Source organism: Ensifer sp. M14, from assembly GCF_003355565.1.
Taxonomy (GTDB): Bacteria; Pseudomonadota; Alphaproteobacteria; order Rhizobiales; family Rhizobiaceae; genus Ensifer.
In genome coordinates this window covers 444883-467433 of sequence record NZ_QJNR01000007.1, presented here as the reverse complement: position 1 = coordinate 467433, position 22551 = coordinate 444883, and the positions used below count along the sequence as shown (strand labels likewise).

Genomic DNA, 22551 nt, shown 5'->3' with positions numbered 1-22551 from the left:
TGTCACAGTTCTGGGCTCAAGGGCGCGATCGCAGCAAAGCGCCGCCAATCCTTGCCGGCTTTCGGGGTCCAGGCGGCTTCGGCGACGGCACAAAGCCTGGGGAAGACCAGACTGTTGAAATAGCCGCGCGACAGGAAGTGCTCAGACCATATGCAAGCCTGAACGCCCTTCATGCGCGCCTTCAGTTCATCCGGAAATTCGCCTTCGGCCTCGTAGGCATAGGTATGCGCCGGCGTTGCCGTCCCGGCCCAGCTCGCGCCTGGCTCCTGCCAGGCATCCGCCTGCGCCATGTCGAGATAGTAGGCCTGTCCGGGCGTCATGACGACATCGTAGCCTTCACGCGCAAGCTCGATGCCGACCTCCGGGCGCTCCCAGGCCATCAGCAACGTGCCCTCGCTCGAAACGCCGCCGCCATGGGCGACCTCGTTCCACCCGGCAAGCTTGCGGCCGCGGGCCGTCAGCATCTGCTTGACCTTTTTCAGGAAGTAGGACTGCAAGGCGAAGGTGCCGGAAAGACCTTCCTTTTCCATCAGCTTCTTGGCCAGCGGCGAGGCAAGCCAGGCGCCGTTGGCAACCTCGTCACCACCGATATGAATGTACGGGCTCGGGAACAGCTCGACGATTTCGTCGAGCACTTTTTCGAGGAATTCGTAGGTAAAGTCGATTGCGGGATTGAGCGCGTTGTTCGGATAACCTTGAACCGAGTGGTAGCTGTCCGGCGCCTCCTGGCCATCCGTCAAATCAGGCAGGGCGACGAGCGTCGCCGTGCTGTGGCCGGGAATGTCGATCTCGGGCACGATCTCGACATGAAGTGCGGCGGCCTGCGCAACAAGCGCTTTCACATCGTCCTGGCTGTAGAAGCCTCCGACGGGTGCCGCACCGTTGCCGAGTTGCGGCAGAAGCGGTTCATCAGGACCACGCAAAACGCCGAGCGTCGTCAAGGTCGGAAACGCCTTGATTTCGAGCCGCCAGGCCTCATCGTCCGTCAGGTGCCAGTGGAAGATATTGAGCTTGAACCAGGCGAGAATATCGATGAGCCGCGAAACGTCCGATATCGGATAGAATTGCCGGGATACGTCGAGATGGCAGCCGCGCCAGCCGTAGCGCGGCGCATCGCTAATCGTGCCCTGCGCCGGAAAGCGGAATTTTTCCGGATGCGTGCGTGCACCGTTCAACAGATGCGCCAAGGTCGTCAGCGCGTATTGCCTGCCGGCTGCACCGCCATAGGCAAGGCCAATCTCCCTGGTCGAAAAGCTGAGCTCGTAGGCATCGGGCGCGAGTGCGGCATTCTTTGAAAAGACAATCGCCCGCCCCTGACTAGAGGCAACCAGGCTGAACGGAGCATGTCCTTCCGAAAACAGCCGGTGAAACAGTGCCAGCACGTCGCCGACCGCCGCGATATCGTCAGGCGCGGCACCGAGGGCCGGGTAAAGAACGACCGGAAAGCCATCACCCGCCCATGCATCGATTTGCGCCGGCCACGGCTGCATCGAAAATGGCAGCTCGAGTTTTCCCTCCGGCAATCGCGGTGGCGGCGGTTCACTGACCGCATTTTCAAGGAGCAGATCGGAAACGGCAACCGGCACATGTTCGCCGCTCGAAAGCGTGAGATAGGCCGACTTTGCGCCATCAGTGCAGTGCTTTGCCTTGCGATGCAGGCCGCTCACCGTAAACGTCCAGCTTTCGCCGGCAGCAAGCGTCAATCCCGCAGGCGGCGCGAATTCGTGGAAATTGGCATTGCGCCGCAGGAACGTGGCGTTGTCACAGGCCTCCGGCACGATGACACGCGTCAGCGAGGTATAGACCAGACGAAAGCCCGTGAGCGGCGCAGCTGAGAAATTGAAGAGCGTAAAGGTGAACCGGCCAAATGCGCCACCATCAGGCTGCCAGGACGCTTCGAGACGATAGGAAACCGGCGCCATGATCTTCCTCCCAGAAGTCTTACAGTCAGTAGTGGCTTGATTGCGAGAAGGTTCGCGCGAGCTCCGCTTGGCCGGCCGTCAGACCGCAATCCACCGGCAGGCATACGCCCGATATCGCCGCGGCCATCGGACCCGAGAGGAAGTGTACGGCGTTGGCGACATCATCAGGATCGACAATGCGCTGCAGCGGATACCAGCGGCGCGCCTCCTCGAAGATCTGCGGATTCGCCGCTGCCCGCGCGTCCCAGGCCTGCGTTCTGACCGAACCCGGCGCAACGGCATTGGAGCGAATGCCGAACTTGCCATATTCGACGGCAATCAGGCGCGTCAGGTGAAGAAGACCGGCCTTGGCGACGCTGTAGGCGGGGTGGCCAAAGACGTTCATGCCATTGACGGAAGCGATGTTGATCACCGAGCCGCGGCTTTCCTTCAGCATGTCTTCCACTGCGCGGAAGCACAGGAAGGCGGCCTCGAGGTTCAGCGCATTGTCCATGCGCCAGATATCCGGCGTCGTGTCGTGCAGGCTGACGGCACGCGCGGCGCCGGCATTGTTGACGAGCGTGCGCACGATCCCCTGCTCCCTCGCAGTCGCGGCCAATTTGTCGACGCTTGTCGTATCGGTCACGTCACACGCGACCGCGATGAAGCGCTTGCTGTCGCCGATCTCACGCGCAGCCGTCTCGGCAGCGCCGCTATCGATGTCTGCCAGCAGTACGACCTCATGATCCTCGCCAAGGCGCTTGGCAATTGCGCGGCCGATATCGCCGGCTGCACCGGTGACGATGGCTATGGACTGCGTCATGTGGGAACCTTTCGCGGCACGTCAGTCTCCCAACAGTTGGCGGTCGTCACCGTCGCGGTGGGTCACCAGCTGTTGTTTGATGCGCCGAAGTGTGACGGTCGCCTGCGGCTGAACGCGGTAGGCGACGAGGCTGGAGAGGATATCGAGCAGCGCCAGATAGGCGATGCGCGTGGAGGTCGGGCGATAGATGTTGTTGCCCTCGGGCAAATCGACAGGAACCGTGATCGTCGCCGCAGCCGCGACCGGGCTGTTGCTCTGGGTCAGCGCAATCGTCGGCACCTTGAGTTCGCGCGCCAGCGTAAAGGCGCGCACCAACTCGGCATTGCGGCCGGAAAACGACGAGCCGATCAGCAGGTCGGTCGGACGAGCGGCCGCGGCCATCATCAGCTGCATGCTGTGGTCCGAGCTGGCGGTCACGCGCAGGCCGTAACGAAAAAGCCGGTTCTGCAATTCGCTGGCAATCATCGAGGAATTGCCGCCCGAGCCGAAGGCATAAATCATTTCAGCCGTTGCGATGCGCTCGACAGCCTGCTCGATCGCCGCGAGATCGAGCGAGCGATGCAGGAGGAACAGCGCGTTCTGCGCCTTGGTGATGATGTCCTGGGCGACATCACCGGTTTCGCGGCTCTTCGGCTCCGGTTTCAAATAACGCATGCCGATATAGGCGGTGCGCGCCAATTGCACCTTGAAGTCTGAAAAGCTGTCGCAACCGAGCCGGCGACAGAAGCGCGTAACCGTGGGGGGAGAAACATCAGCCTTGCCGGCCAACTCGATGATCGACGCATTCACCGCGAACTCGAAGTCATTCAGAAGAATGTCGGCTATCCGGTTCTCAGATTGCGAGAGCCGGCCTTTTTCTTCCTGCAGTGTCGCGAAAATATCCATCGGCTGCTGTTGTCCTTAGGGTCTATCAGCCTTCCTTCGGCTTGTAGGCGATGCAGTCGACCTCGACCTTGCAATCAACCATCATCGCCGACTGGACGCAGGCCCGGGCCGGAGGATGCGCACCGAAATACTCCTGATAGATCTTGTTGAAAGTCCAGAAGTCACGCGGATCGTCGAGCCAAACGCCGCAACGCACCACGTGCTCGGTACCGTATCCGGCCTCTTCCAGAATGGCCAGAAGATTGGCGATCGCCTTGTGCGTCTGCGGGATGATACCGCCCTCGATGATCTCGCCTTTTTCCATCGCGACCTGGCCGGAAACGTGCAGCCAACCGTCCGCTTCCACCGCGCGCGCAAAGGGTAATGGCTTACCGCCCGCACCGACTTGTTCAGTGCCATACCGTTTGATGGTCATGTGTGCCTTCGTGCAAATTATTTTCTTTGATCGTTGACAAATGACCATAGAAAGCTGAATTTGGCCAGAGAAAAACACCATTCATGAAAAGAATTTCAATACAGGGCGAAAACATGCGGGATCCCTTCCTCAATCCGTTCCCCTCCTCCGACACTGCGCGCCATGCCATCTGGGAGATGCTGGTTGCGCGCGATATCGACGCTTTTCTTTCGGCCGACTGGTCGATGGTCGCAGGTGATTTTGTCGAAGACGGCTTCATCGGCATTGATGGCCGCAAGGAGACCAATCCCGACAATTGGCGCCTCACCTTTCCGTCGCTTGTCGCCTATCGCGACGAGTGGCTGCGCCAGGCGAGAGACTTCGCCGGCCTTTCCTTCGCCGAGGATACCCGCACGGCGATCTTCACCACAACGACGCTCGAGGACATCGAGATCAACGGTGATTTTGCGCTGGCACGCAAGAAGTTCGATGGTGGCCTGAAGAAATCGGACGGTAGCTTCGACGTGATGCAATGGCAGACCGTCTATTCCTGCCGCCTGCACGAGGGACGCTGGAAGATTTCCGGCTTCACCGGCTACCTGCCGAACCCGATGGGATCGGCTTAAACAAGCGACGCACGAGAAAGGCAACGGCATTGCGGATCTTCACAGCGGCGCTTGCGACAGAAACCAACACCTTCTCTCCCATCTGCATAGACCGCCGAGCCTTCGAGGCGTCGCTCTATGCACCACCGGGCGAACATCCGGAGACGCCGACGCTCTGTACGGCGCCGATCACGGTCGGCCGCCGCATTGCCGCGGAGAGGGGCTGGACGTTGATCGAGGGCACCGCCACCTGGGCGGATCCGGCCGGCCTCGTCAACCGCCAGACCTATGAGGGTCTGCGCGACGAAATTCTCGACCAATTGCGTGCTGCATTGCCGGTGGATGCCGTTGTTATGGGACTGCACGGCGCCATGGTCGCCGCCGGCTACGAGGATCCCGAAGGCGATCTTCTGACCCGCATTCGCAAGATCGTCGGTCCCGACGCCCTCGTCTGTGCCGAACTGGACCCGCACAGCCATCTCACCGCAAAGCGCGTTTCGGCGGCGGACTTCTTCGTCTTCTTCAAGGAGTTTCCGCACACCGACTTTGTCGACCGAGCGGAAGATCTCTGGCGGATCGCCATTGATACGCTTGAAGGCCGCGTCACGCCGGTGATGTCCGTTTTCGACTGCCGAATGATCGATGTCTATCCGACGTCGCGTGAGCCTATGCGCTCGTTCGTCGACAGACTGATGCAAATCGAGGCGGAGGATCCGGACGTCCTGTCGCTGTCGGTCGTGCATGGTTTCATGGCCGGCGATGTCCCGGAAATGGGGACGAAGGTGCTTGCCGTGACCAACGGCAAACCGGAAAAGGGCGAGACGCTGGCACGGGAACTCGGGCTCGAGCTCTTTTCGAAGCGCGGAACCTTCATCATGCCGCAGATCGATGAGAAGCAGGCGGTCGCCGAGGCGCTGGCTGCCACCGCAGGCCCGGTTGTGATTGCCGATGTCTGGGACAATCCAGGCGGAGGAACCGCCGGAGACGCGACCGTGCTGCTCGAAGAATTGCTAGCGCAAGGCGCGACCAACGCAGCCGTCGGAACGATCTGGGATCCGATGGCCGTGCAGATCTGCATGGCCGCCGGCGAAGGTGCAGAAATTCCGCTGCGGTTTGGCGCCAAGTCAGCGCCGGGAACGGGCAACCCGGTCGATGGCATCGTCAAAGTCATCAAGCTGGTGCGCAATGCGGAGATGCAGTTCGGCGAGAGTTTCGCGCCTTTCGGCGATGCGGCTCTCATCTCCTATCGCGGTATCGACATCATCCTGAATTCGACGCGGGCGCAAAGCTTCGACCCGAGCCTGTTCTCGGTGATGGGCGTCGACCCAGAAGCAAAAAGCATTCTGGTCATCAAATCGACCAACCACTTCTATGCCTCGTTCTCAAAGATCGCCGCGCAGATCCTCTATTGTTCGGCCGGAACGCCCTACCCGAACAATCCTGCCAAGACCGCCTATCTGCGCGCGCCCCGGAATATCTGGCCGAAGGTTGCCGATCCGCATGGCCTTGAGAAAGGCGCCGCTTAGTCCCGCTCGCCGCCCTGCTGCGGTGGTCGCACGGCAGACGGGCCTCTTCGACCAAGCCTTGTTCGATTGCATATGAAAAGGCCGCCGTCCCGATCAGGGGCGGCGGCCGATTGCATTGGTGAATGGTCGTCAGGCGGCAGCCGGATCGAGCAAGCCCATGTCGATATCCGTGAGTTCTACACGCCGCTCGAGCGCGATACCCGCCTCATCGAACAGGTGGCAATCGCCGGCACGAATGCCCGTCAGCACCTGTTCTTCGGGGCGGATGGCCACCGTGCCCGGCAGCATCGCGCAGTAGTTTTCTCCTTCGCCACCAATCGCGGCGTAGGCAACTGTGTGGGCGCCGAGACGCTCGATCACCGTTGGCGTGACAGTCAGCGACAAGTCGCCGGCTCCGAGCAGAATGTGCTCGGGCCGCACGCCCAGCGTCAATGTCCGCCCGACCAGACCGGCATGCGGCCTGACCGGAACGACAACACGCTGCCCCTTGTAGTCAACCTGCACGCCGGCATCGCTGACGCCCGTACAGGTTACGGCCAGGAAATTCATCTTCGGATTGCCGATGAAGCCGGCGACGAAGATGTTTGCTGGCTTGTGGTAGAGTTCGAGCGGCGCGCCTGTCTGGGCGATTTCACCGGCATTGAGGACGACGATCCGGTCCGCCATCGTCATCGCTTCGACCTGGTCGTGCGTGACGTAGATCATCGTGGCCCGCAATTGACGGTGCAGCTTCGCCAGTTCAATGCGCATGTCAGCGCGCAACGCCGCGTCGAGGTTGGAAAGCGGCTCATCGAACAGAAAGATCTTCGGTTCGCGCACGATAGCCCGGCCGATGGCCACGCGTTGGCGCTGGCCGCCAGACAGCATTCCGGGCTTTTGCTGCAGCCGCTGGTCGAGATGGAGGATGCGTGCCGCGTGCTCCACCTTGGCCTTCAGCTTCTCTTCCGGCATCTTTTCCACGCGAAGCGGAAAGGCAATGTTCTCGAAGACGGTCATGTGCGGGTAGAGCGCATAGGATTGAAACACCATGGCGATCCCACGCTTGACCGGCGGCAGGTCGTTGACGCGTTTGCCATCAATCAGGATGTCCCCCGAGCTGGTCTCGTCGAGACCGGCTATCATCCTGAGCAATGTCGACTTGCCGCAACCGGAAGGCCCGACGAAAACGACGAACTCACCGTTTTTGACTTCGAGTTCGATGCCTTTGAGCACCTCGAATGTCCCGTAGAATTTCTGAACCGTATTGAGAGTGAGCTGTCCCAAGAAACTGTCTCCGGCCACCGGCGAGAAGCGGCAAGTTAAATCGTGCGCTGAGGAAGGGCCGCGAGCTGGAAAGCCCGCGGCCCCGATGGCCTTACTTGAACTGCTCGAGGTCGGCCGCAGCCTTCTTCAGCGCATCGGCCGGTTCTGCCTTGCCGGTCACGACGGCCTGCACCAGCTCGATCATCGTGTTCTGCAGGCCCTTGTAGTCGAGGAACAGCGGCTCCGGACCACCGTTGGAGATGCCGTCGATGAAGGGCTTCCAATAGGGGTTGGCGGCAACCATATCGTCGACGGCCTTGCCCGGGCGCAACGGCGTCAAGCCTTCCTGCGCTTCGTAGATCGGCTGGTTCTCAGGATTGGTCAGGAACTTGGCGAACTCGATCGCCTTCTCCTCGACGCCCGTTCCGCTGAAGACGGCAAGGCTGTCGGTGATCAGGAGCGTGCCCGGTCCCTTGGCGCTCGGACCGAGCGGCAGGGCGGCGACGCCCCAGTCGATCTTGGTTTCCTTCAGGCGGTTGACGGCGCCGACCGAGGCCTGGATCATGCCGAGCTTGCCATCGAGGAAGATCGCCCGCACTTCATTCTGCTCGTAGGAGGTCGGACCTTCCTCGGCGTAGGGAACGATATCCTTCAGTGCGGTCAGGGCTTCCAGGTTCTGCTTGCTGTCGAGCGTGATCTTGCCATCGCCGTCGATCACCGAACCGTCGTTGGTGTAAACCCAATGCAGGAACTGGTGCATGGTGTTGTCGAAGGTCTTCGCGACGACGCCGAAGCCCGGAATGCCGGTCTTTTCCTTGATCGTCTTGGCGTATTCCAGCTCTTCAGCCCAGGTTGTCGGCGGCTTTTCCGGGTCGAGGCCAGCCTGCTTGAACAATTCCTTGTTCCAGTAGAGCGCCTTGGTGGAGAAGGCGACCGGGATGCCCCATTGCTTGCCGCTCGTCGTCACCGTGTCCATGATGTACGGGTAATAGGCGGCCTTCTCGGCGTCCGAGAAGGTGATCGGCACGATCAGTTCGTTGTCGGCAAATTCCTTCAGCGTGCGCGAACCGACATAGGCAAGGGCAACCGGCGTGCCGGCGGCCGCAAGCGTCGTCACCTTGTCCTGGCACTGCGCCCAGCCGACGACTTCCGATGCGATCTTGTAGCCGGGATTTGCTTCTTCCCACTTCTTGATGAAGTCGGCATGCGCCGGCTGCATCTTGTCGCCGCAGGCGATGAAGCTGATTTCCTGGTCGGCTGCCAGCGACGGCAGCGCCGTCGTGGCGAAGAGCGCCAGGGTTGCTGCAATCAATGAGGCATGCTTTTTCATGGTGGTTCCCCTTGCTTTTGAAGCTCGTTGTTGCGGTTATTGTTTCACGGCGCCGGCGGTCAGGCCCGCGACGAGATAGCGTTGCATCAGGAAGATGAGGATGACGGCGGGTGCGATGCCGACAAAGCTCGCGGCCATCAACTCGTTCCAGATCACTTCCTGCCGGCCGAAATAGGCGTAGAGACCGATGGGAAGCGGCATGTATTCGGTCTTCGAGTTGAACGTCAGCGCGAAGATGAATTGCTGGGCATAGGACCCGATGAAGGTGGTGATCGCCACGACCGTGATGCCCGGCATGGCGATCGGCAGGATGACGCGGCGCAGCGTGTAGAAATGGCTGGCGCCATCGACGAAGGCCGCCTCGTCCAGTTCGCGTGGAATGCGCATCATGTAGGTGCGCAACAACCAGATCGCCGAGGGGATGAGAAAAGCGACGCCCGGCACGATCATGGCGAAATAGGTGTTGAGCACGCCGAGTGTGCGCATCAGCCGGAAGAGCGGAATGAGCAGAACCGCGCCTGAAAACATGTTGACCGCCAGGAACGCCGCCAACAGCGGGCCGCTCCCGCGGAACTTGAAGCGGGCGAAGGCGTAGGCGGACGGCACGACGAGGACGAGCACGATAGCCGTGACGATCGTGGAGATGAAGAAGGAGTTGAAGATGTAGCGGGCGAAGCCCGGAACGCTGACCCACATGGTCCGGTAGGCATCGAATGACCCGTTTTCGGGCCAGAACTTGTAGGGCGAAGAAAAGAGGAGGCCGAGCGGCTTCAGCGACACCAGAAAGCCTTCGACGAAGGGCGACAGGATGAACGCCAGGAAGACAAAGATGCCGGCATAGATCGCAATCAGTTCGTACCACCGGTAGCGGTTGATCATCGCGGGCTGGGTCATCGGCTGTCTCCCTGAGCAAGGCGGCTAGTGACACGGAAATAGGCCAGGCAGAAGATCGACAGGAAGATGCAGATCAGAACCGCCCGGGCAGCCCCTTCCCCGTACTTCTTTGAACCGATGGCCGTGCGATAGGTGTCGATGATCATCGTCGTCGTCTCACCGTTCGGCCCGCCCTGGGTCAGGATCCAGATGATGTCGAACGAATTGAAAGTGGCGATCAGCGACAGCATCGACATGGTGATCATCGACGGAATGAGCAACGGCAGCGTGATGCGCCGGAAGCGGTAGAAGCGCCCCGCCCCGTCCGTCCACGCGGCCTCATAGAGATCCTGCGGGATCGCCTGCATCGCCGCCAGCATGTAGAGGGTGACCAGCGGCACGCCGATCCAGACGTCGGTTATGATCGTCGCCCAGAAGGCCGTCGAGCCCCGCGCCAGGAAGGCGACCGGGCCATCGACGATGCCCCAGTTCTGCAACATGCCCGAAATCATGCCGAACTGGCCGTTGTACATCCAGCCCCACATGAAGATGCCGATCGCCATCGGCACGATCCATGGCGGCATCGTCAACACGCGGAAGAGCGCGCGGCCAGGGACTGCAGCATTGAGCATCGTCGCGCCGAACACCCCGACGATCATCTTGATCGAGACCGAGAAGAACGTCCACACGAAGGTGCGAACGATGACTTCGGCAAAGGTGCTGTTGAAGATCTTGTCGTAATTTGCCCAGCCGACCCAATTCGTCGTCTTCTTCAGCGACGCGTCGGTGAACGACAGGATGAAGGTATCGACAAGCGGATAGGCTACGATGACCGTGACATAGAGCACGGCAGGCAAGAGCAGGATCCAGGCGAAGATGACCGTGCTGCGTTGAACACTCATCCCGCTTCTCCTCTCAAGCCGCGCGTGAATGCAGGGCTTCGTCGAAGCGATCCCAGATCGGCCTGAGATCGATCACGCTCCGCTTGCGCCGAGCCTCGTCCATCGACAATGCCAGGATGCCCGCTTCGAGCGCATCGATCGTGGAGACCGGCAACGGACGGCCGTCGCGCACATGGCCGATGATATCGGTCGCCATCTGTTCGTCGGCGCCATAATGCTGCGACAGCTCGGTCGCCGCGTACTTGTTTTCGATCACCTTCTTGCCGCTCAACATCTCGTGCACATCGAAATAGCCGCGGATGAAATCGCCCTCGGCCATGCCACGCGACCCCATGATGCAGAAGCGGCGGAACTGATCCGGCACATTGAGGTTGGTGTGGAAGTTCATGCCGACACCATTGGCGTATTCGACAATGGCGACCTGGTAGTCGATGATGTCGCCGTCGCTGTCGAACACCTTGTCCGATCCCATCCAGCCGCTTGGCTTGCGATGAAAAAGCTCGAGATCGTTGATGCCCTCGCGTGCGGGATCGTTTGCGGGAATGAAACTCTTGCGCCCACCGAAGCTCGCCACCCGTTCCGGACGGGCGCCGATGACACCGTTGTAGAGATCGAGGTCGTGGCAGCATTTCTCGAGCATGAAACTGCCGGAGTAGCGCTCGTAGCGGCGCCAGTCGCGCATGAAGAAGGCGCCATGATAGGGCTCGATGTGCTCGGATGCCTCGATCGAAACGACCTGGCCAAGCTTCCCTTCGGCAAGCGCTGCGCGCAGGTCGCGGTACATCGGCGCGTAGCGCAACACCAGGCCGACCATCAGGCGCTCGTGGCCGAATTTCGCCATCAGCCGCGCAAGCTCCAGGCTTTCCTGAACGGTCGTCACGATCGGCTTTTCGCTGAAGACCTTGAGGCCGGCCTCAAGCCCGATCCGGATATGATCGAGATGCATGTGGTTCGGTGACCCGATCATCAAGAGGTCGAGCTTTTCGCTGGCGATCAGCTCCTCGGGCGTCGCATAGGCCTTGCCGGCGGAGATGCCTTTTTCGACCAGACCCGGCAGCCCGGCCGGCGCCGGATCGACGTATCCGGCGATCTCGAAATTCTCATCCATGGCTTTGAAAACGTAGCCCAGATATCCCAGACGGAATCCGAGTCCGATTATCCCGACTTTCATGCTCGCACTGTTCCCTTGCCTTATGGCGTAATTTATTTTCGCAGACTGGGACAGATTTTTGAGGTCGTCAACCCAAATCCGCGTATTTTGTAAAATTGTGAAATTCATTTTCATGGAACGCGGCGAATGCCGCTGCGGCAGGCATTTCCCGGACAACCAAAGAGGGTGCGACCTCCGCAACTCTCCGACAGGAGGAAAGCGGTCCAGACCACTATACGTTGCGTGGGTGATTTTTGATCGGTTCAGGCTTTTGCGAGCAAGCGGTTGCGCCAGTGCTGCAGCCGTGGCGATGCCCGGCCAGATAATGGTGGCGGTATCTTGGGATGGTCACCGACCCTTCCCTTCCGCGCGATCTGCGCATTTGGTGCGATCAGGAACGCAACGGCCGGCGCACTGCGAGTGGCAAAAACCTCTTTTTGACGCCTCGGTAGAGCACGCGCCATTCTAGCACGCAGTACTGTGTTCTGACGCAGCGTGCAGCCGGTGACCCAAATGGCATGGCAGGCGGTGGGTGGCGCGGTCCTAGCGTCCCATTCGCGAACCGATGCTTCGTTCGGCTGCCTGCAGGGCATCGTGGATCAGGACGGCGAGCACCGCTACGATGAGGCCACCCTGGACGACGAAGGCAAGGTTGTTCGACTGGAGGCCAGCGATGATCACTTCGCCGAGCGTTCTTGCCGCAACCGTCGAGCCGATCGTCGCTGTCGCCAGGCTGATCACCACGGAGAGCCGGATGCCGGCGAGGATCACCGGCATTGCCAAGGGCAGTTCGATCTTCATCAACCGTTGCCGCCCGGTCATGCCGGTGCCCCGCGCCGCCTCCATGATCGATGGCGGCAAGGTCGTCAGCCCGGTCAGTGCGTTCTCGAAGATCGGCAGCAGACCGTAGAGGAAGAGCGCAATCAGCGTCGGCTTTTCACCGAAGCCGAAGATCGGCACAGCGAGCGCCAGTACGGCGACCGGTGGAAAGGTCTGGCCGATATTCACCAGACTGCGCGAAAGCGGCAGGAATTCTGCCCCCGACGACCGCGTGACCAGGATCGCCAGGGCCAACGCGACCACGATTGCGCCAGCCGTTGCTATCGCGACCGTGCGCAGATGCAGCAGCGTCAAATGCAGCAGGCTGCCCTGGTTATAGATTGCCGGTGCATTTTCCTGAACCAGCGGCCGCAACAGCGGTTCGAACCATTGCGGCTGGACCAGAAAGGCGATGAGAACGGCAAAAGCAACCAGCCGAAACAGAGTTGGAAGGCGCAGCATCACGTTGGCCCCGCGGCACGCTGCACCAGGCCATCAAGGCTGACCTTACCGATGACAGCACCATCGGGCCCGACGACCGGAAGTGCCTTTCGGCCGGACCAGAGCAACGTCGACAAGGCCTCGCGCTGGGTGGCCGCGCTCCCAATCGCCTCGCCTTCTGCCGCACCCGGCTCTACGGCATCGGCGACGGTTTCGATCGCCAGCAGCCGGAACGGTCGCTCGCCGGCGCCGATCAGGCTTTCAACGAAGGCGGTCGCCGGTTTGACGAGCATCTCGGCCGGTGTGGCGTATTGCACCACTTCGCCCTTGTCCATGACGGCGATCCGGTCGGCGAGATGGAAGGCTTCGTCCATGTCATGCGTCACGAGGACGATCGTCGTTTCGAAATGCTTCTGGATTGCCAGCAGGTCTTCCTGCGCCTTGGCGCGAATGATCGGATCGAGCGCGCCGAAGGGCTCGTCCATCAACAGCACCTTCGGTTCAGCCGCCAGCGCGCGGGCAACGCCGACACGCTGCTGCTGGCCGCCGGACAGTTCGTGCGGATAGCGCGGACCGAACGCCACCGGATCGAGTTGAAAGAGCGTCAGCAGTTCGGTGACCTTGACCTCGATGCGGGCGCGATCCCAACCGAGCAGTGTCGGCACGGTGGCGATGTTTTGCGCGACGGTACGGTGCGGAAACAGCCCATGCCCCTGGATCGCATAACCGATCCGCCGGCGCAGTTCGTAGTCCGGAAGCGAGCGGTTATCTTCGCCGTCGAGCTTGATTGTGCCCGATGTCGGCTCGACCAGACGATTGATCATTCTGAGCAACGTCGTCTTGCCGGAGCCTGAGGTGCCGACGATGACAGTGACCGTGCGCGGTGCGATCGTCAGGCTGACATCCCTGACGACGGTGGTTTCGCCATAGCGCTTGGTAATACCTTCGATCTCGATCATGCGCTTTGCACCTGACTGCGGTTGGGTGTGGCCATCTCGATCATTGCATCGAGCACGATTGCGGCGGTGAATGCCAGAAGGACGGTCGGAACGGCGCCGAGCAAAACCAGGTCTATCGCGGTCTGTCCGACCCCTTGAAAGACGAAGACACCAAAACCGCCACCGCCGATCAGCGCCGCGATCGTCGCAAGCCCGATGTTTTGAACGAGAACGATGCGAATGCCGGTGAGAATGACCGGGAAGGCCAGCGGAAATTCGATACCGACAAGGCGCTGAAAGTCCGTCATGCCGATGCCGCGCGCCGCGTCATTGGCTTCTCTCGGCACGCCGGCAAGTCCGACCACGGTATTGGCGACGACAGGCAGAAGCGAATAGAGGAAGAGGGCTACGAAAGCCGGCGCCGTGCCGATGCCGCGGATGCCGATGGCGGCAGCGCCCGGAACATGGATCGCGATCCAGCCGAGCGGTGCAATCAGAATGCCGAAAAGTGCTATCGACGGGATTGTCTGGATCGCATTCAGGACACCGAGCAGGCCGTCGCGCAGCCGCGTGACGCGATGGCAGAGAACGCCAAGCGGAATTCCGACGATCGTCGCGGCGGCAAGCGCCCCCAGAGCGAGCGTCACATGCTTGCCGGCCTCCGCCCAGAAGGTATCTGCGCGGCTGGCATACTCCTTGAGAAGGGACAGACCGTCCCACGTGCCGGACGTCAGAACAGCGGCAATGAAGCCGAGGACCGCGGAAAGAAAGAGCACGCGCACCAGCGGCGACGGCCGCAACCGGGTCAGGGCGTCGGCGGCCAGCAAACCGAGCGCGAACAACAGGATCCAGAACCCGGAGGCCGGCGAAACGCGCGCATAGGTGTTTTCAGGTGGCGTCAGATGGCCCGCGGCGGCACCGATGCCGAGCGCCAACGCGGCGATCGTCGCAAAGGCGGTGCCAAGGCGCAGCCGGCTTGGCGTTTTCAGAACCGCGACAATCACGGCCGCCACCACAAGGAGGAGAACAACGACAGTCCATGCCGAAGGCAGTGCTTCGCTTATCGATCTCGCCTCGCCGGCGACAATGCGATTGGCGCGAAAGGTCGCGAAAGGCGCCAGGAACGCGCCATAGGCGGCAAGTGCGGCAATCATCACGCCAAGCTTGTCCACGCGGAACTGCATCAGGTCCCTTCATCTCGCCCGGCTTCCGCTCGACCGACATTCATTGTTTTACATCCAGAAAAGAAAACGCTGGCCGGATGAGCTTATCCGACCAGCGTCGTGCTTTTGCGTCAACCTATTTCAGGAAGCCGTTCTTCTTGAGGAAGTCTTCCGCAACCGCCTTGGCCGGTTCGCCACCGACCTGTACGCGGCCGTTCAGTTCCTGCAGCGTCACCAGGTCGAGCTTCTCGAAAACCGGCTTCAGCAGGGTCTCGATCGCCGGGTTCTCCTTCAGCACCGCCTCGCGGATGATCGGTGCCGGCTGGTAGACGGGCTGCACCGACTTGTCGTCTTCCAGCACCACGAGGCCGGAAGGCGCGATGCCGCCGTCCGTGCCGTAAACCATCGCAGCATTGGCGCCGTTGGTCTGATTGGCCGCCGCAGCAATTGTCGCGGCCGTATCACCACCTGAGAGGGTGATGAGTTGTTCCGGCTTCAGCGTGAAGGCGTAGGTCGTCTGGAATGCGGGAAGAGCCGCCGCAGAGTTGACGAATTCGGACGACGCGGCAAGCACGACGCTTCCGCCGCCAGCAACATATTTGCCGAAATCGGACAGCGTCTTCAGCTTGTTGGCCTCGGCCACGTCCTTGCGCAGGCCGATCGCCCAGGTGTTGTTGGCGGGCGACGGCGTCAGCCAGACGATCTTGTTGGCGTCGTAGTCGAGCTTCTTGGCATTCTCATAGGCCTTGGCGGCATCCTTCCAGGCCGGGTCGTCTGCCTTTTCGAAGAAGAACGCCGCATTGCCGGTATATTCCGGATAGATGTCGATCTCGCCCGCGGTGATCGCCTTACGCACGACAGGGGTTGCGCCGAGCTGCACCCGGTCTACCGTCTTGATGTTGTTGGCATTCAATACAGCAAGAATGATGTTGCCGAGAACGCCGCCTTCCGTGTCGATCTTGGAGGAGACGACGACGTCGGCGCTGACGGCTGCGGCCGTGAGCGTGAAGGCAAAGGCTGTGCCGATAAGCAGTCTGGTCAGGCGCATGGAATTCTCCCTCGAAATTCAGTCCGGCAGTTTGATCACGGAATAATCCCGCCGTCCGGGCAAGCCATTCCATATATGTCAGTCTCCGACGAAAAATAGGGCTGTGCGTCGCACTCGAGGCGGGCGAAAAATCCCAACATTCAGTAATGCTATTGAAAGTATAGACTACCGCATGACGCTGCATCCGATTGACCGTTGCAATCTCCAGCGTTGTCGGTCACTTTGATCCTGGCCCGCCAGATACTGCGCTTTCACTCTTGGTTGCGATGCCGCTCGATCCGAACCGCCTGGGGGCTGGCGGCAAGGATTCGCCCGGCGAACGTTCGGGGAATCAATGTCGATCTATTTTCTCGCGCTTCTTATCGGCGTGGTCGCCGGCCTTCGCGCCATGACGGCGCCTGCGGCCGTCAGCATTGCGGCTGCGGCCGGTTGGCTGCCGGTTTCCGCGACCTGGGCTGCCTTCTTGGGCTTCCGTTTCACACCCTATATCTTCGGGCTTCTCGCTTTGGTCGAGTTCGTCACCGACCAGCTTCCGAGCACACCGAGCCGCAAGGTTCCACAGCAATTCGGCGCGCGCATCGTCAGCGGCGGTTTCTGCGGCGCGGTTCTCGGCACAGCCGGCGGTTCGCTGATCGGCGGCTTGATTGCCGGCATCATCGGCGCGGTGATCGGCACGCTTGGCGGCTATGAGGCCCGCAAGCGGCTGGTTGCTGCCACAGGCGGCAAGGACCTGCCGATCGCTCTGCTTGAAGATGTCGTTGCGGTGCTGCTCGCACTTTGGGTGGTGTCCTCGGTGTTATGACAAAACATTTCGACGCCATCATCATCGGCGCCGGCCAGGCGGGACCATCCCTTGCCGGTCGTCTGACTGCCGCCGGCAGGTCCGTGGCGCTCATCGAGCGCAAGCTTTTCGGCGGCACCTGCGTCAACACCGGCTGCATGCCGACCAAGGCGATGGTCGCCAGCGCCTACGCAGTGCACATGGCGCGCCGCGGCGCCGACTTCGGCGTGGCAACGGGCCCTGTTTCCGTGGATTTCGAGCGCGTGATGGCGCGCAAGGACAAGGTTAGGACCGATGCCCGCACGGGCGTCGAAAATTGGCTCAAGGGAATGGAAAACTGCTCCGTCTTCGAAGGCCATGCCCAATTCGAGGACCCGCACACCATCCGGGTCGGTGAGGAAAGCCTCAGCGCCGACCAGATCTTCATCAACACCGGCGGTCGGGCCGCGACACCGGATTTTCCGGGCGTCGACGACGTGCCTTTTCTCACCAATGTGTCGATGATGGATCTGGAGGTTCTTCCAAACCACCTGATCATTGTTGGCGGCAGCTATATAGGCCTTGAGTTTGCGCAGATGTTCCGCCGCTTCGGCTCCGAGGTGACGGTGATCGAGAAAGGCCCGAGACTGATTGCGCGTGAAGACCCTGACGTTTCCGATGCCGTACTTGCAATTCTGGAGAAGGAGGGCATCCAGTTTCGTCTCAATGCCGAATGCATCCGCTTTGCGACACAGGGCGACGATGTCGCCGCTGGCGTCGATTGCACCTCAGGCGCGCCCGAGATCACCGGCTCGCATCTGCTGCTCGCGACCGGACGGCGGCCAAACACCGACGATCTCGGCCTCGACAGGGCGGGGGTGAAGACGGACGCACGCGGTTATATCGAGGTGGATGACGCCTTGCGCACCAACGTGCCGCACATCTTCGCCATGGGCGATTGCAACGGCCGTGGCGCCTTCACCCACACCGCCTATAACGACTTCGAGATCGTTGCTGCCAACCTGCTCGACGACGAGCCGCGGCGGGTCAGCGACCGCATCTCCACCTATGCGCTCTACATCGATCCGCCGCTCGGGCGCGCCGGCATGAGCGAGACCGAGGCGCTTAAGACCGGCCGCAAGATTGCCGTCGGCAGGCGGCCGATGACGCGTGTCGGTCGTGCGGTTGAAAAAGGCGAGACCGAGGGGTTCATGAAGGTGGTCGTCGACGCCGACAGCAAGGAGATCCTCGGCGCGTCGATCCTGGGCGCCGGCGGCGACGAAGCGGTGCAGAGCATTCTCGACGTCATGTACGCGAAAAAGCCCTACACCACGATCACCCATGCCGTGCACATCCACCCGACCGTTTCGGAACTCATCCCGACGGTCTTCGGCGATCTTAAGCCGGTAACCTGACGGACGGGAAACCGACCGTCAGGTGTTCGTTCAGACCAGTGCAGAGCGTGCGAGATGGTAGAAATACATCGCACCGCGCTCGAGGATGTCGTCGTTGAAGTCGTAACGCGTTGTGTGCAGCCCGCTACTGTCGCCGTTGCCGATCAGCACATAGGCGCCCGGGACCTTTTCCAACAGGAAGGAGAAGTCCTCGCTGCCCATCAGCGGTTCTGCGAGTTCGACGAATGAACCCTCGCCGAACTTTTCGTTGATCACGGTACGGGCGTGGTCGACGGCATCCGCATTGTTGATGGTCGCCGGATAGCCGACCTGCCAACCGAAGGTGACATCGGCATTAAAGCTCTGCGCCTGGAAACGGGCGATCTGCTCGACGCGCTCCTGCAACTGCTTTCGCACGACCGGATCCATCGCCCGCATGCTGATCTCCAGCACGGCGGTATCGGGAATGATGTTCGAGGCCGAGCCGGATTGGAACGAGCCCACCGTCACGACAGAAGGCTGATGCGGCGAGACGTTGCGCGACACAAGCGTCTGCAGTGCCATGACGATGCTTGAGCCGACGACGACGGGGTCGACCGTAAGTTCCGGCTGCGCCCCATGGCCACCCTTGCCCTTGATCGTCAGCGTCAGCACGTCGATCGACGCGGCCATGGCGCCCGCACGGGTCGAGAAAGTGCCGGCCGGCAGGCCCGGCCAGTTGTGAAGCGCAAAGACGCGCTCGCAGGGAAAGCGCTCGAACAGACCGTCATCGATCATCAGCTTGCCGCCGCCGAAATTTTCCTCGGCGGGCTGGAAGATCAGATGCACTGTGCCGTTGAAGCTTGCATCCTGCGACAGTGCCCAGGCCGCACCGAGCAGCATGCTCGTATGACCGTCATGGCCACAGGCATGCATGGCGCCCGGATGTTTACTCTCATAGGCGAGCCCGGTTTCTTCCTGCATCGGCAACGCGTCCATGTCGGCGCGAAAGCCGATCGAACGGTTGCTGTTGCCGCGCTTGAGCGTCGCGACGATGCCCGTCGTCGCCAATCCGCGCGTCACCTCGAAGCCCCAGGACTGCAGCAGGCCGGCGACGAATTCGGAGGTCTTGACCTCTGAGAGGCCGATTTCCGGCATCTGGTGCAGTTCGTGGCGGATGTTGACGAGTTCGGGCAGGAACTCCGACAGGGTTGCGTCACGCATGGGTCTCTCCTCAGGCCATCTGCAGGAACTGGCGCAGGCGCGCCGATTTCGGGTCACGCATGACCTGCGACGGGGCGCCGCGTTCCTCGACGAGCCCCTTGTGAAGGAAGATGACCTCGCTGGAGATGTCGCGCGCCAGCGACATTTCGTGCGTCACCATCACCATGGTGCGCCCCTCCTCCGCCAGCTTCTTGATCACCAGCAGCACCTCGTTGACAAGTTCCGGGTCGAGCGCAGAGGTCGGCTCGTCGAAGAGCATGACCTCGGGCTTCATCGCCAAGGCGCGCGCGATCGCCGCGCGCTGCTGCTGGCCGCCCGAGAGCTGGTTGGGATAGTGATCGCGCTTCGGCGTGATCCCGACCTTCTCCATCAGCACCTCGGCCTCGCCCACCGCGTCCTTGCGGGTCATGCCGAGCACATGCATCGGTCCTTCGATGATGTTTTCGAGGATGGTCTTGTGGGACCAGAGGTTGAAGCTCTGGAACACCATGCCGAGGCGGGTGCGGATATGTTCGAGCTGACGCTTGTCGGCGGCAACGAGCTTGCCGTCCTTGCCCTTCACCGTCCGGATGACTTCACCCGAGACCGTGATTTCGCCCTCATCCGGCGTTTCGAGATAGTTGATGCAGCGCAGAAGCGTGCTCTTGCCTGAGCCGCTGCTGCCGATCAGCGAAATGACGTCTCCGGATTTCGCTTCGAACGAAACGCCCTTCAGCACCTCAACCGAGCCGAAGCTCTTATGGATGTTGTTCACAGACAGTGCGGTTGCGACCATCGTCGTTCCTCCTGTGGCGCGATTGCGCGCCTTGTCTTTATGCCTTCGCCGTGCGGTAGCGGGTCAGCCGCTTTTCGACGACGTTCATGACCCGCGTCAGAATGAAGACGACGGTGAAATAGATGATGCCGGCGGCGATCAACGGTTCGAAGATCAACAGCGACTGGCGCTGCAGCATGCGCGCAGTACCCATCAGCTCAAGAATGGTGATCGTCGAAGCGAGCGATGTCGTCTTCAACAGGATGATCAGATCGCCCGTCAGAACAGGCAGGCAGGACCGCAGCGCCTGCGGCAGGGTGATGCGCCGAAGGATCAGCGAGGAGCGCATGCCGATTGATTTCGCCGCCTCGATCTGCCCGCGCGGGATCGCCTTGATCGCGCCGCGGATGACTTCGGCATTGTAGGCCGCCTGATTGAGGCTGAGCGCAAAGATCGCGTACCACAGGCCGTCGCGAAGATACGGCCACAGGAAGCTGTGGCGAACCCAGGTTCCCGGCAAGACCTGCCCGAGACCATAATAGACGAGGTAGATCTGCACCAGCAGCGGCGTGCCGCGAAACGCGAAGGTGAAGACATAGGCCGGCATCGACAGGAGGCGGCGGGTCGAAAGCCTCGCAAGCGCGACAAGCGTGCCGATGACCAGGCCGAAGATGCCGGCAACGACCGTCAAAAGCAGCGTGAGCGGCGTCGCCTTGATGAGGGCCGGCAGGAAGCCGATGACGTTGGAGATCGTTTCCATCAATGGTGCCCCCGGTTCAGGCGGCGTTCGATCTGGGCGATCACCAAGGCCGAGACGAGCGTGATCAGCAGGAACAGGACGGCCGTCAGCCCGTAGAAGAAGATGTATTGCTTGGTGCCGGCGGCAGCGCGGTAGCCCGTGTAAAGCAACTCGCTGAACGAGCCGAGCACGCTGATGATCGCGCTTTCCTTGGTGATCGAAAGCCAGAGATTGCCCATGCCAGGCACGGCGTGGCGCATCATCTGCGGAAGCACAATACGGGTGAAGACTTTGCGCGGCCGCATTCCGATCGAAACCGCGGCCTCGATCTGCCCCGGAGGGACAGCAAGAAAGGCCGAACGCAGCACTTCCGTCATGAAGGCGCCGGAGACGAAGGCAAGCGCGATGATGGCCGCCCAGAAGGAGCTGAACTGGAAGGTCTCGGCGACGAGGCCGAAATGCTTCAACAGGCGCTCGGCGCCACTTGCGACCGAGAAATAAAGAAGCAGGATGACCAGGAGTTCGGGAAGCGAACGCACGACCGTGGTGTAGATATCGGCTAGAAGGCGGGGAAGACGGTGCTTCGACAGCTTGCCGGCAGCGCCCAACAGACCGAAGACGACCGCGACCGCATAAGCGACCACCGAGACCTGCAGCGTCATCACCAGGCCCCAGGCGAAATCGTCGCCCCAGCCCTCGCCGCCCCAGGCAAGCAATTGCCAGTAATACTCCATCCGTCGCTACCTGTTCCCGATTGGTGTCGTCAGCCAAGGGCTGCGATGATGCCCGGACACTGCGGTCCGTTCGGCAATCGAGGGCGAAGGGCTCGGCCCGACGCCCTCGAAAATGTCTGACTTACTTCTTGCCGAAGATCCACTTGTCGACGAGCGTCTTGACCTGGCCGTCCTTTTCGAGGGCGGCGAGACCGGCATTGACCTTCTCGAGCGTCGCGGCATCGCCCTTGCGCACGGCATAGGCAACGCCCTCGCCGAGAACGGCGTTCTTCGGAACCTCGACCTTGACTTCGTAGTCGGCGCCATCTGGCGACTTCAGGAACGTCTGGATGTAGAGATCCGGGATCAGCACGTAGTCGACGCGGCCGGCGACGAGATCGGCAACCGAGTTGTCGGCGGTGTCGTAGCTCTTTGCTTCTGCGCCCGGCAGGTACTTGGCGACATAGGCCGACTGCACGCTCGACGTCTGGACGCCGATGATCTTGCCCTCGACGCTGGCCGGATCGATGATCTGGCCACCACCGTCAGCAGCGTCAACCGTCTTGATCTCGCTGGTGTCGGACTTGGCGCCAACGAAGGACGTACCCTCGGTGTAGTAAGGCGTCGAGAAATCGACGACCTTGCGGCGCTCATCGGTGATCGAGAAGGCACCGATGATGAAATCGACCTTGTTTTCCTTCAGCGAAGGAATGAGGCCATCCCACGCCATCTGGTTGATGTCGCACTTCACCGCCATCTTTTCGCAGAGCGCGCGGGACAGGTCCGCTTCGAGGCCTTCCCATTCGCCGCCGGCGTTGACCTGCGTAAACGGCATGTAGGGCTCCGGCGTCATGCCCAGGCGCAGCGTGTCCTCGGCGAAAGCAGCGCTTGCCGCCATGGAAAGGGCGATCCCTGCAAACAGGGCCTTCTTGAACGTTGTCATGATGT

General features: G+C 61.3%; 22 protein-coding genes. 4 read left to right on the top strand and 18 right to left on the bottom strand.

Features of this window, described 5'->3' with window-relative positions:
* Positions 1-2: 2 nt before the first annotated feature.
* The 4 genes from BLJAPNOD_RS23900 to BLJAPNOD_RS23885 are packed head-to-tail and all read right to left on the bottom strand — an operon-like array spanning position 3 to position 4024.
* Entirely contained in the window at positions 3-1922 is a 1920-nt protein-coding gene (locus BLJAPNOD_RS23900; protein ID WP_115421695.1) for a beta-N-acetylhexosaminidase, read from the bottom strand.
* Positions 1923-1947: 25 nt separating this feature from the next.
* Complete coding sequence (locus BLJAPNOD_RS23895; protein WP_077501808.1) at positions 1948-2724, bottom strand: SDR family oxidoreductase; 777 nt, start codon at positions 2722-2724, stop codon at positions 1948-1950.
* A gap of 21 nt (positions 2725-2745) precedes the next feature.
* Positions 2746-3609 carry a MurR/RpiR family transcriptional regulator gene (locus tag BLJAPNOD_RS23890; protein WP_077501810.1) on the bottom strand — a complete coding sequence of 288 codons (864 nt, stop codon included), beginning with the start codon at positions 3607-3609 and terminating at the stop codon, positions 2746-2748.
* A gap of 25 nt (positions 3610-3634) precedes the next feature.
* Positions 3635-4024 (bottom strand): RidA family protein, encoded by a 390-nt coding sequence (locus BLJAPNOD_RS23885; protein ID WP_077501812.1) that lies wholly within the window; start codon positions 4022-4024, stop codon positions 3635-3637.
* A 113-nt stretch (positions 4025-4137) separates the two neighbouring features.
* Here BLJAPNOD_RS23885 and BLJAPNOD_RS23880 point away from each other — a divergent pair, with 113 nt between their 5' ends.
* Both BLJAPNOD_RS23880 and BLJAPNOD_RS23875 read left to right on the top strand, forming a co-directional pair.
* Positions 4138-4629, top strand: coding sequence for a hypothetical protein (locus BLJAPNOD_RS23880; RefSeq protein ID WP_077501813.1), 492 nt, complete (start codon positions 4138-4140; stop codon positions 4627-4629).
* A 29-nt stretch (positions 4630-4658) separates the two neighbouring features.
* On the top strand, positions 4659-6134 hold the full coding sequence (locus tag BLJAPNOD_RS23875) for a M81 family metallopeptidase (protein ID WP_077501814.1): 1476 nt from the start codon (positions 4659-4661) through the stop codon (positions 6132-6134).
* A 129-nt stretch (positions 6135-6263) separates the two neighbouring features.
* On the opposite strand, the gene ugpC is transcribed toward BLJAPNOD_RS23875, so the two are convergent.
* From ugpC to BLJAPNOD_RS23830, 9 genes are all read right to left on the bottom strand, one after another.
* Positions 6264-7397 carry a sn-glycerol-3-phosphate ABC transporter ATP-binding protein UgpC gene (gene ugpC, locus BLJAPNOD_RS23870; protein ID WP_115421694.1) on the bottom strand — a complete coding sequence of 378 codons (1134 nt, stop codon included), beginning with the start codon at positions 7395-7397 and terminating at the stop codon, positions 6264-6266.
* A gap of 91 nt (positions 7398-7488) precedes the next feature.
* Positions 7489-8706, bottom strand: coding sequence for an extracellular solute-binding protein (locus tag BLJAPNOD_RS23865; protein ID WP_115421693.1), 1218 nt, complete (start codon positions 8704-8706; stop codon positions 7489-7491).
* A 36-nt stretch (positions 8707-8742) separates the two neighbouring features.
* Positions 8743-9600, bottom strand: a complete 858-nt coding sequence (locus BLJAPNOD_RS23860) for a carbohydrate ABC transporter permease (RefSeq protein ID WP_077501817.1) — start codon at positions 9598-9600, stop codon at positions 8743-8745.
* On the bottom strand, positions 9597-10481 hold the full coding sequence (locus BLJAPNOD_RS23855) for a sugar ABC transporter permease (RefSeq protein WP_077501818.1): 885 nt from the start codon (positions 10479-10481) through the stop codon (positions 9597-9599). Before BLJAPNOD_RS23855 ends, BLJAPNOD_RS23860 begins: the two co-directional genes overlap by 4 nt.
* Before the next feature lie 13 nt (positions 10482-10494).
* Entirely contained in the window at positions 10495-11652 is a 1158-nt protein-coding gene (locus BLJAPNOD_RS23850) for a Gfo/Idh/MocA family oxidoreductase (protein WP_077501819.1), read from the bottom strand.
* Positions 11653-12174: 522 nt separating this feature from the next.
* Entirely contained in the window at positions 12175-12912 is a 738-nt protein-coding gene (locus tag BLJAPNOD_RS23845; RefSeq protein WP_115421692.1) for an ABC transporter permease, read from the bottom strand.
* Positions 12912-13850, bottom strand: coding sequence for an ABC transporter ATP-binding protein (locus tag BLJAPNOD_RS23840; RefSeq protein ID WP_077501821.1), 939 nt, complete (start codon positions 13848-13850; stop codon positions 12912-12914). The genes BLJAPNOD_RS23845 and BLJAPNOD_RS23840 overlap by 1 nt, the downstream gene beginning before the upstream one ends.
* A complete protein-coding gene (locus tag BLJAPNOD_RS23835) occupies positions 13847-15013 on the bottom strand; it encodes an ABC transporter permease (protein ID WP_115421691.1) in 1167 nt (388 codons plus the stop codon). The genes BLJAPNOD_RS23840 and BLJAPNOD_RS23835 overlap by 4 nt, the downstream gene beginning before the upstream one ends.
* Before the next feature lie 115 nt (positions 15014-15128).
* Positions 15129-16040, bottom strand: coding sequence for an ABC transporter substrate-binding protein (locus tag BLJAPNOD_RS23830; protein WP_115421690.1), 912 nt, complete (start codon positions 16038-16040; stop codon positions 15129-15131).
* A gap of 334 nt (positions 16041-16374) precedes the next feature.
* Between BLJAPNOD_RS23830 and BLJAPNOD_RS23825 the strand changes: the two genes are divergently transcribed.
* Positions 16375-16842 (top strand): DUF4126 domain-containing protein, encoded by a 468-nt coding sequence (locus BLJAPNOD_RS23825; RefSeq protein ID WP_115421689.1) that lies wholly within the window; start codon positions 16375-16377, stop codon positions 16840-16842.
* Positions 16839-18215: an FAD-containing oxidoreductase gene (locus BLJAPNOD_RS23820; RefSeq protein ID WP_077501827.1), complete on the top strand. Its 1377-nt coding sequence runs from the start codon at positions 16839-16841 to the stop codon at positions 18213-18215. The genes BLJAPNOD_RS23825 and BLJAPNOD_RS23820 overlap by 4 nt, the downstream gene beginning before the upstream one ends.
* 30 nt (positions 18216-18245) lie before the next feature.
* On the opposite strand, the gene BLJAPNOD_RS23815 is transcribed toward BLJAPNOD_RS23820, so the two are convergent.
* From BLJAPNOD_RS23815 to BLJAPNOD_RS23795, 5 genes are all read right to left on the bottom strand, one after another.
* Positions 18246-19397 carry a M20 aminoacylase family protein gene (locus tag BLJAPNOD_RS23815; RefSeq protein WP_077501829.1) on the bottom strand — a complete coding sequence of 384 codons (1152 nt, stop codon included), beginning with the start codon at positions 19395-19397 and terminating at the stop codon, positions 18246-18248.
* A gap of 10 nt (positions 19398-19407) precedes the next feature.
* Positions 19408-20172, bottom strand: a complete 765-nt coding sequence (locus tag BLJAPNOD_RS23810) for an ATP-binding cassette domain-containing protein (RefSeq protein ID WP_077501830.1) — start codon at positions 20170-20172, stop codon at positions 19408-19410.
* A 37-nt stretch (positions 20173-20209) separates the two neighbouring features.
* Positions 20210-20911 (bottom strand): ABC transporter permease subunit, encoded by a 702-nt coding sequence (locus BLJAPNOD_RS23805; RefSeq protein ID WP_077501831.1) that lies wholly within the window; start codon positions 20909-20911, stop codon positions 20210-20212.
* The gene (locus BLJAPNOD_RS23800; protein ID WP_077501832.1) at positions 20911-21624 is read right to left on the bottom strand and encodes an ABC transporter permease subunit; all 714 of its coding nucleotides are present in this window, start codon (positions 21622-21624) and stop codon (positions 20911-20913) included. The genes BLJAPNOD_RS23805 and BLJAPNOD_RS23800 overlap by 1 nt, the downstream gene beginning before the upstream one ends.
* A gap of 121 nt (positions 21625-21745) precedes the next feature.
* Positions 21746-22546 (bottom strand): transporter substrate-binding domain-containing protein, encoded by an 801-nt coding sequence (locus BLJAPNOD_RS23795; RefSeq protein WP_115421688.1) that lies wholly within the window; start codon positions 22544-22546, stop codon positions 21746-21748.
* Positions 22547-22551 lie beyond the last annotated feature (5 nt).

Bases quoted from the DNA above. Each gene is read 5' to 3' on its own strand.
- BLJAPNOD_RS23900 (WP_115421695.1), bottom strand. From the start codon at position 1,922: ATGGCGCCGGTTTCCTATCGTCTCGAAGCGTCCTGGCAGCCTGATGGT.
- BLJAPNOD_RS23895 (WP_077501808.1), bottom strand. From the start codon at position 2,724: ATGACGCAGTCCATAGCCATCGTCACCGGTGCAGCCGGCGATATCGGC.
- BLJAPNOD_RS23890 (WP_077501810.1), bottom strand. From the start codon at position 3,609: ATGGATATTTTCGCGACACTGCAGGAAGAAAAAGGCCGGCTCTCGCAA.
- BLJAPNOD_RS23885 (WP_077501812.1), bottom strand. From the start codon at position 4,024: ATGACCATCAAACGGTATGGCACTGAACAAGTCGGTGCGGGCGGTAAG.
- BLJAPNOD_RS23880 (WP_077501813.1), top strand. From the start codon at position 4,138: ATGCGGGATCCCTTCCTCAATCCGTTCCCCTCCTCCGACACTGCGCGC.
- BLJAPNOD_RS23865 (WP_115421693.1), bottom strand. From the start codon at position 8,706: ATGAAAAAGCATGCCTCATTGATTGCAGCAACCCTGGCGCTCTTCGCC.
- BLJAPNOD_RS23860 (WP_077501817.1), bottom strand. From the start codon at position 9,600: ATGACCCAGCCCGCGATGATCAACCGCTACCGGTGGTACGAACTGATT.
- BLJAPNOD_RS23855 (WP_077501818.1), bottom strand. From the start codon at position 10,481: ATGAGTGTTCAACGCAGCACGGTCATCTTCGCCTGGATCCTGCTCTTG.
- BLJAPNOD_RS23850 (WP_077501819.1), bottom strand. From the start codon at position 11,652: ATGAAAGTCGGGATAATCGGACTCGGATTCCGTCTGGGATATCTGGGC.
- BLJAPNOD_RS23845 (WP_115421692.1), bottom strand. From the start codon at position 12,912: ATGCTGCGCCTTCCAACTCTGTTTCGGCTGGTTGCTTTTGCCGTTCTC.
- BLJAPNOD_RS23840 (WP_077501821.1), bottom strand. From the start codon at position 13,850: ATGATCGAGATCGAAGGTATTACCAAGCGCTATGGCGAAACCACCGTC.
- BLJAPNOD_RS23835 (WP_115421691.1), bottom strand. From the start codon at position 15,013: ATGCAGTTCCGCGTGGACAAGCTTGGCGTGATGATTGCCGCACTTGCC.
- BLJAPNOD_RS23830 (WP_115421690.1), bottom strand. From the start codon at position 16,040: ATGCGCCTGACCAGACTGCTTATCGGCACAGCCTTTGCCTTCACGCTC.
- BLJAPNOD_RS23825 (WP_115421689.1), top strand. From the start codon at position 16,375: ATGTCGATCTATTTTCTCGCGCTTCTTATCGGCGTGGTCGCCGGCCTT.
- BLJAPNOD_RS23820 (WP_077501827.1), top strand. From the start codon at position 16,839: ATGACAAAACATTTCGACGCCATCATCATCGGCGCCGGCCAGGCGGGA.
- BLJAPNOD_RS23815 (WP_077501829.1), bottom strand. From the start codon at position 19,397: ATGCGTGACGCAACCCTGTCGGAGTTCCTGCCCGAACTCGTCAACATC.
- BLJAPNOD_RS23810 (WP_077501830.1), bottom strand. From the start codon at position 20,172: ATGGTCGCAACCGCACTGTCTGTGAACAACATCCATAAGAGCTTCGGC.
- BLJAPNOD_RS23805 (WP_077501831.1), bottom strand. From the start codon at position 20,911: ATGGAAACGATCTCCAACGTCATCGGCTTCCTGCCGGCCCTCATCAAG.
- BLJAPNOD_RS23800 (WP_077501832.1), bottom strand. From the start codon at position 21,624: ATGGAGTATTACTGGCAATTGCTTGCCTGGGGCGGCGAGGGCTGGGGC.
- BLJAPNOD_RS23795 (WP_115421688.1), bottom strand. From the start codon at position 22,546: ATGACAACGTTCAAGAAGGCCCTGTTTGCAGGGATCGCCCTTTCCATG.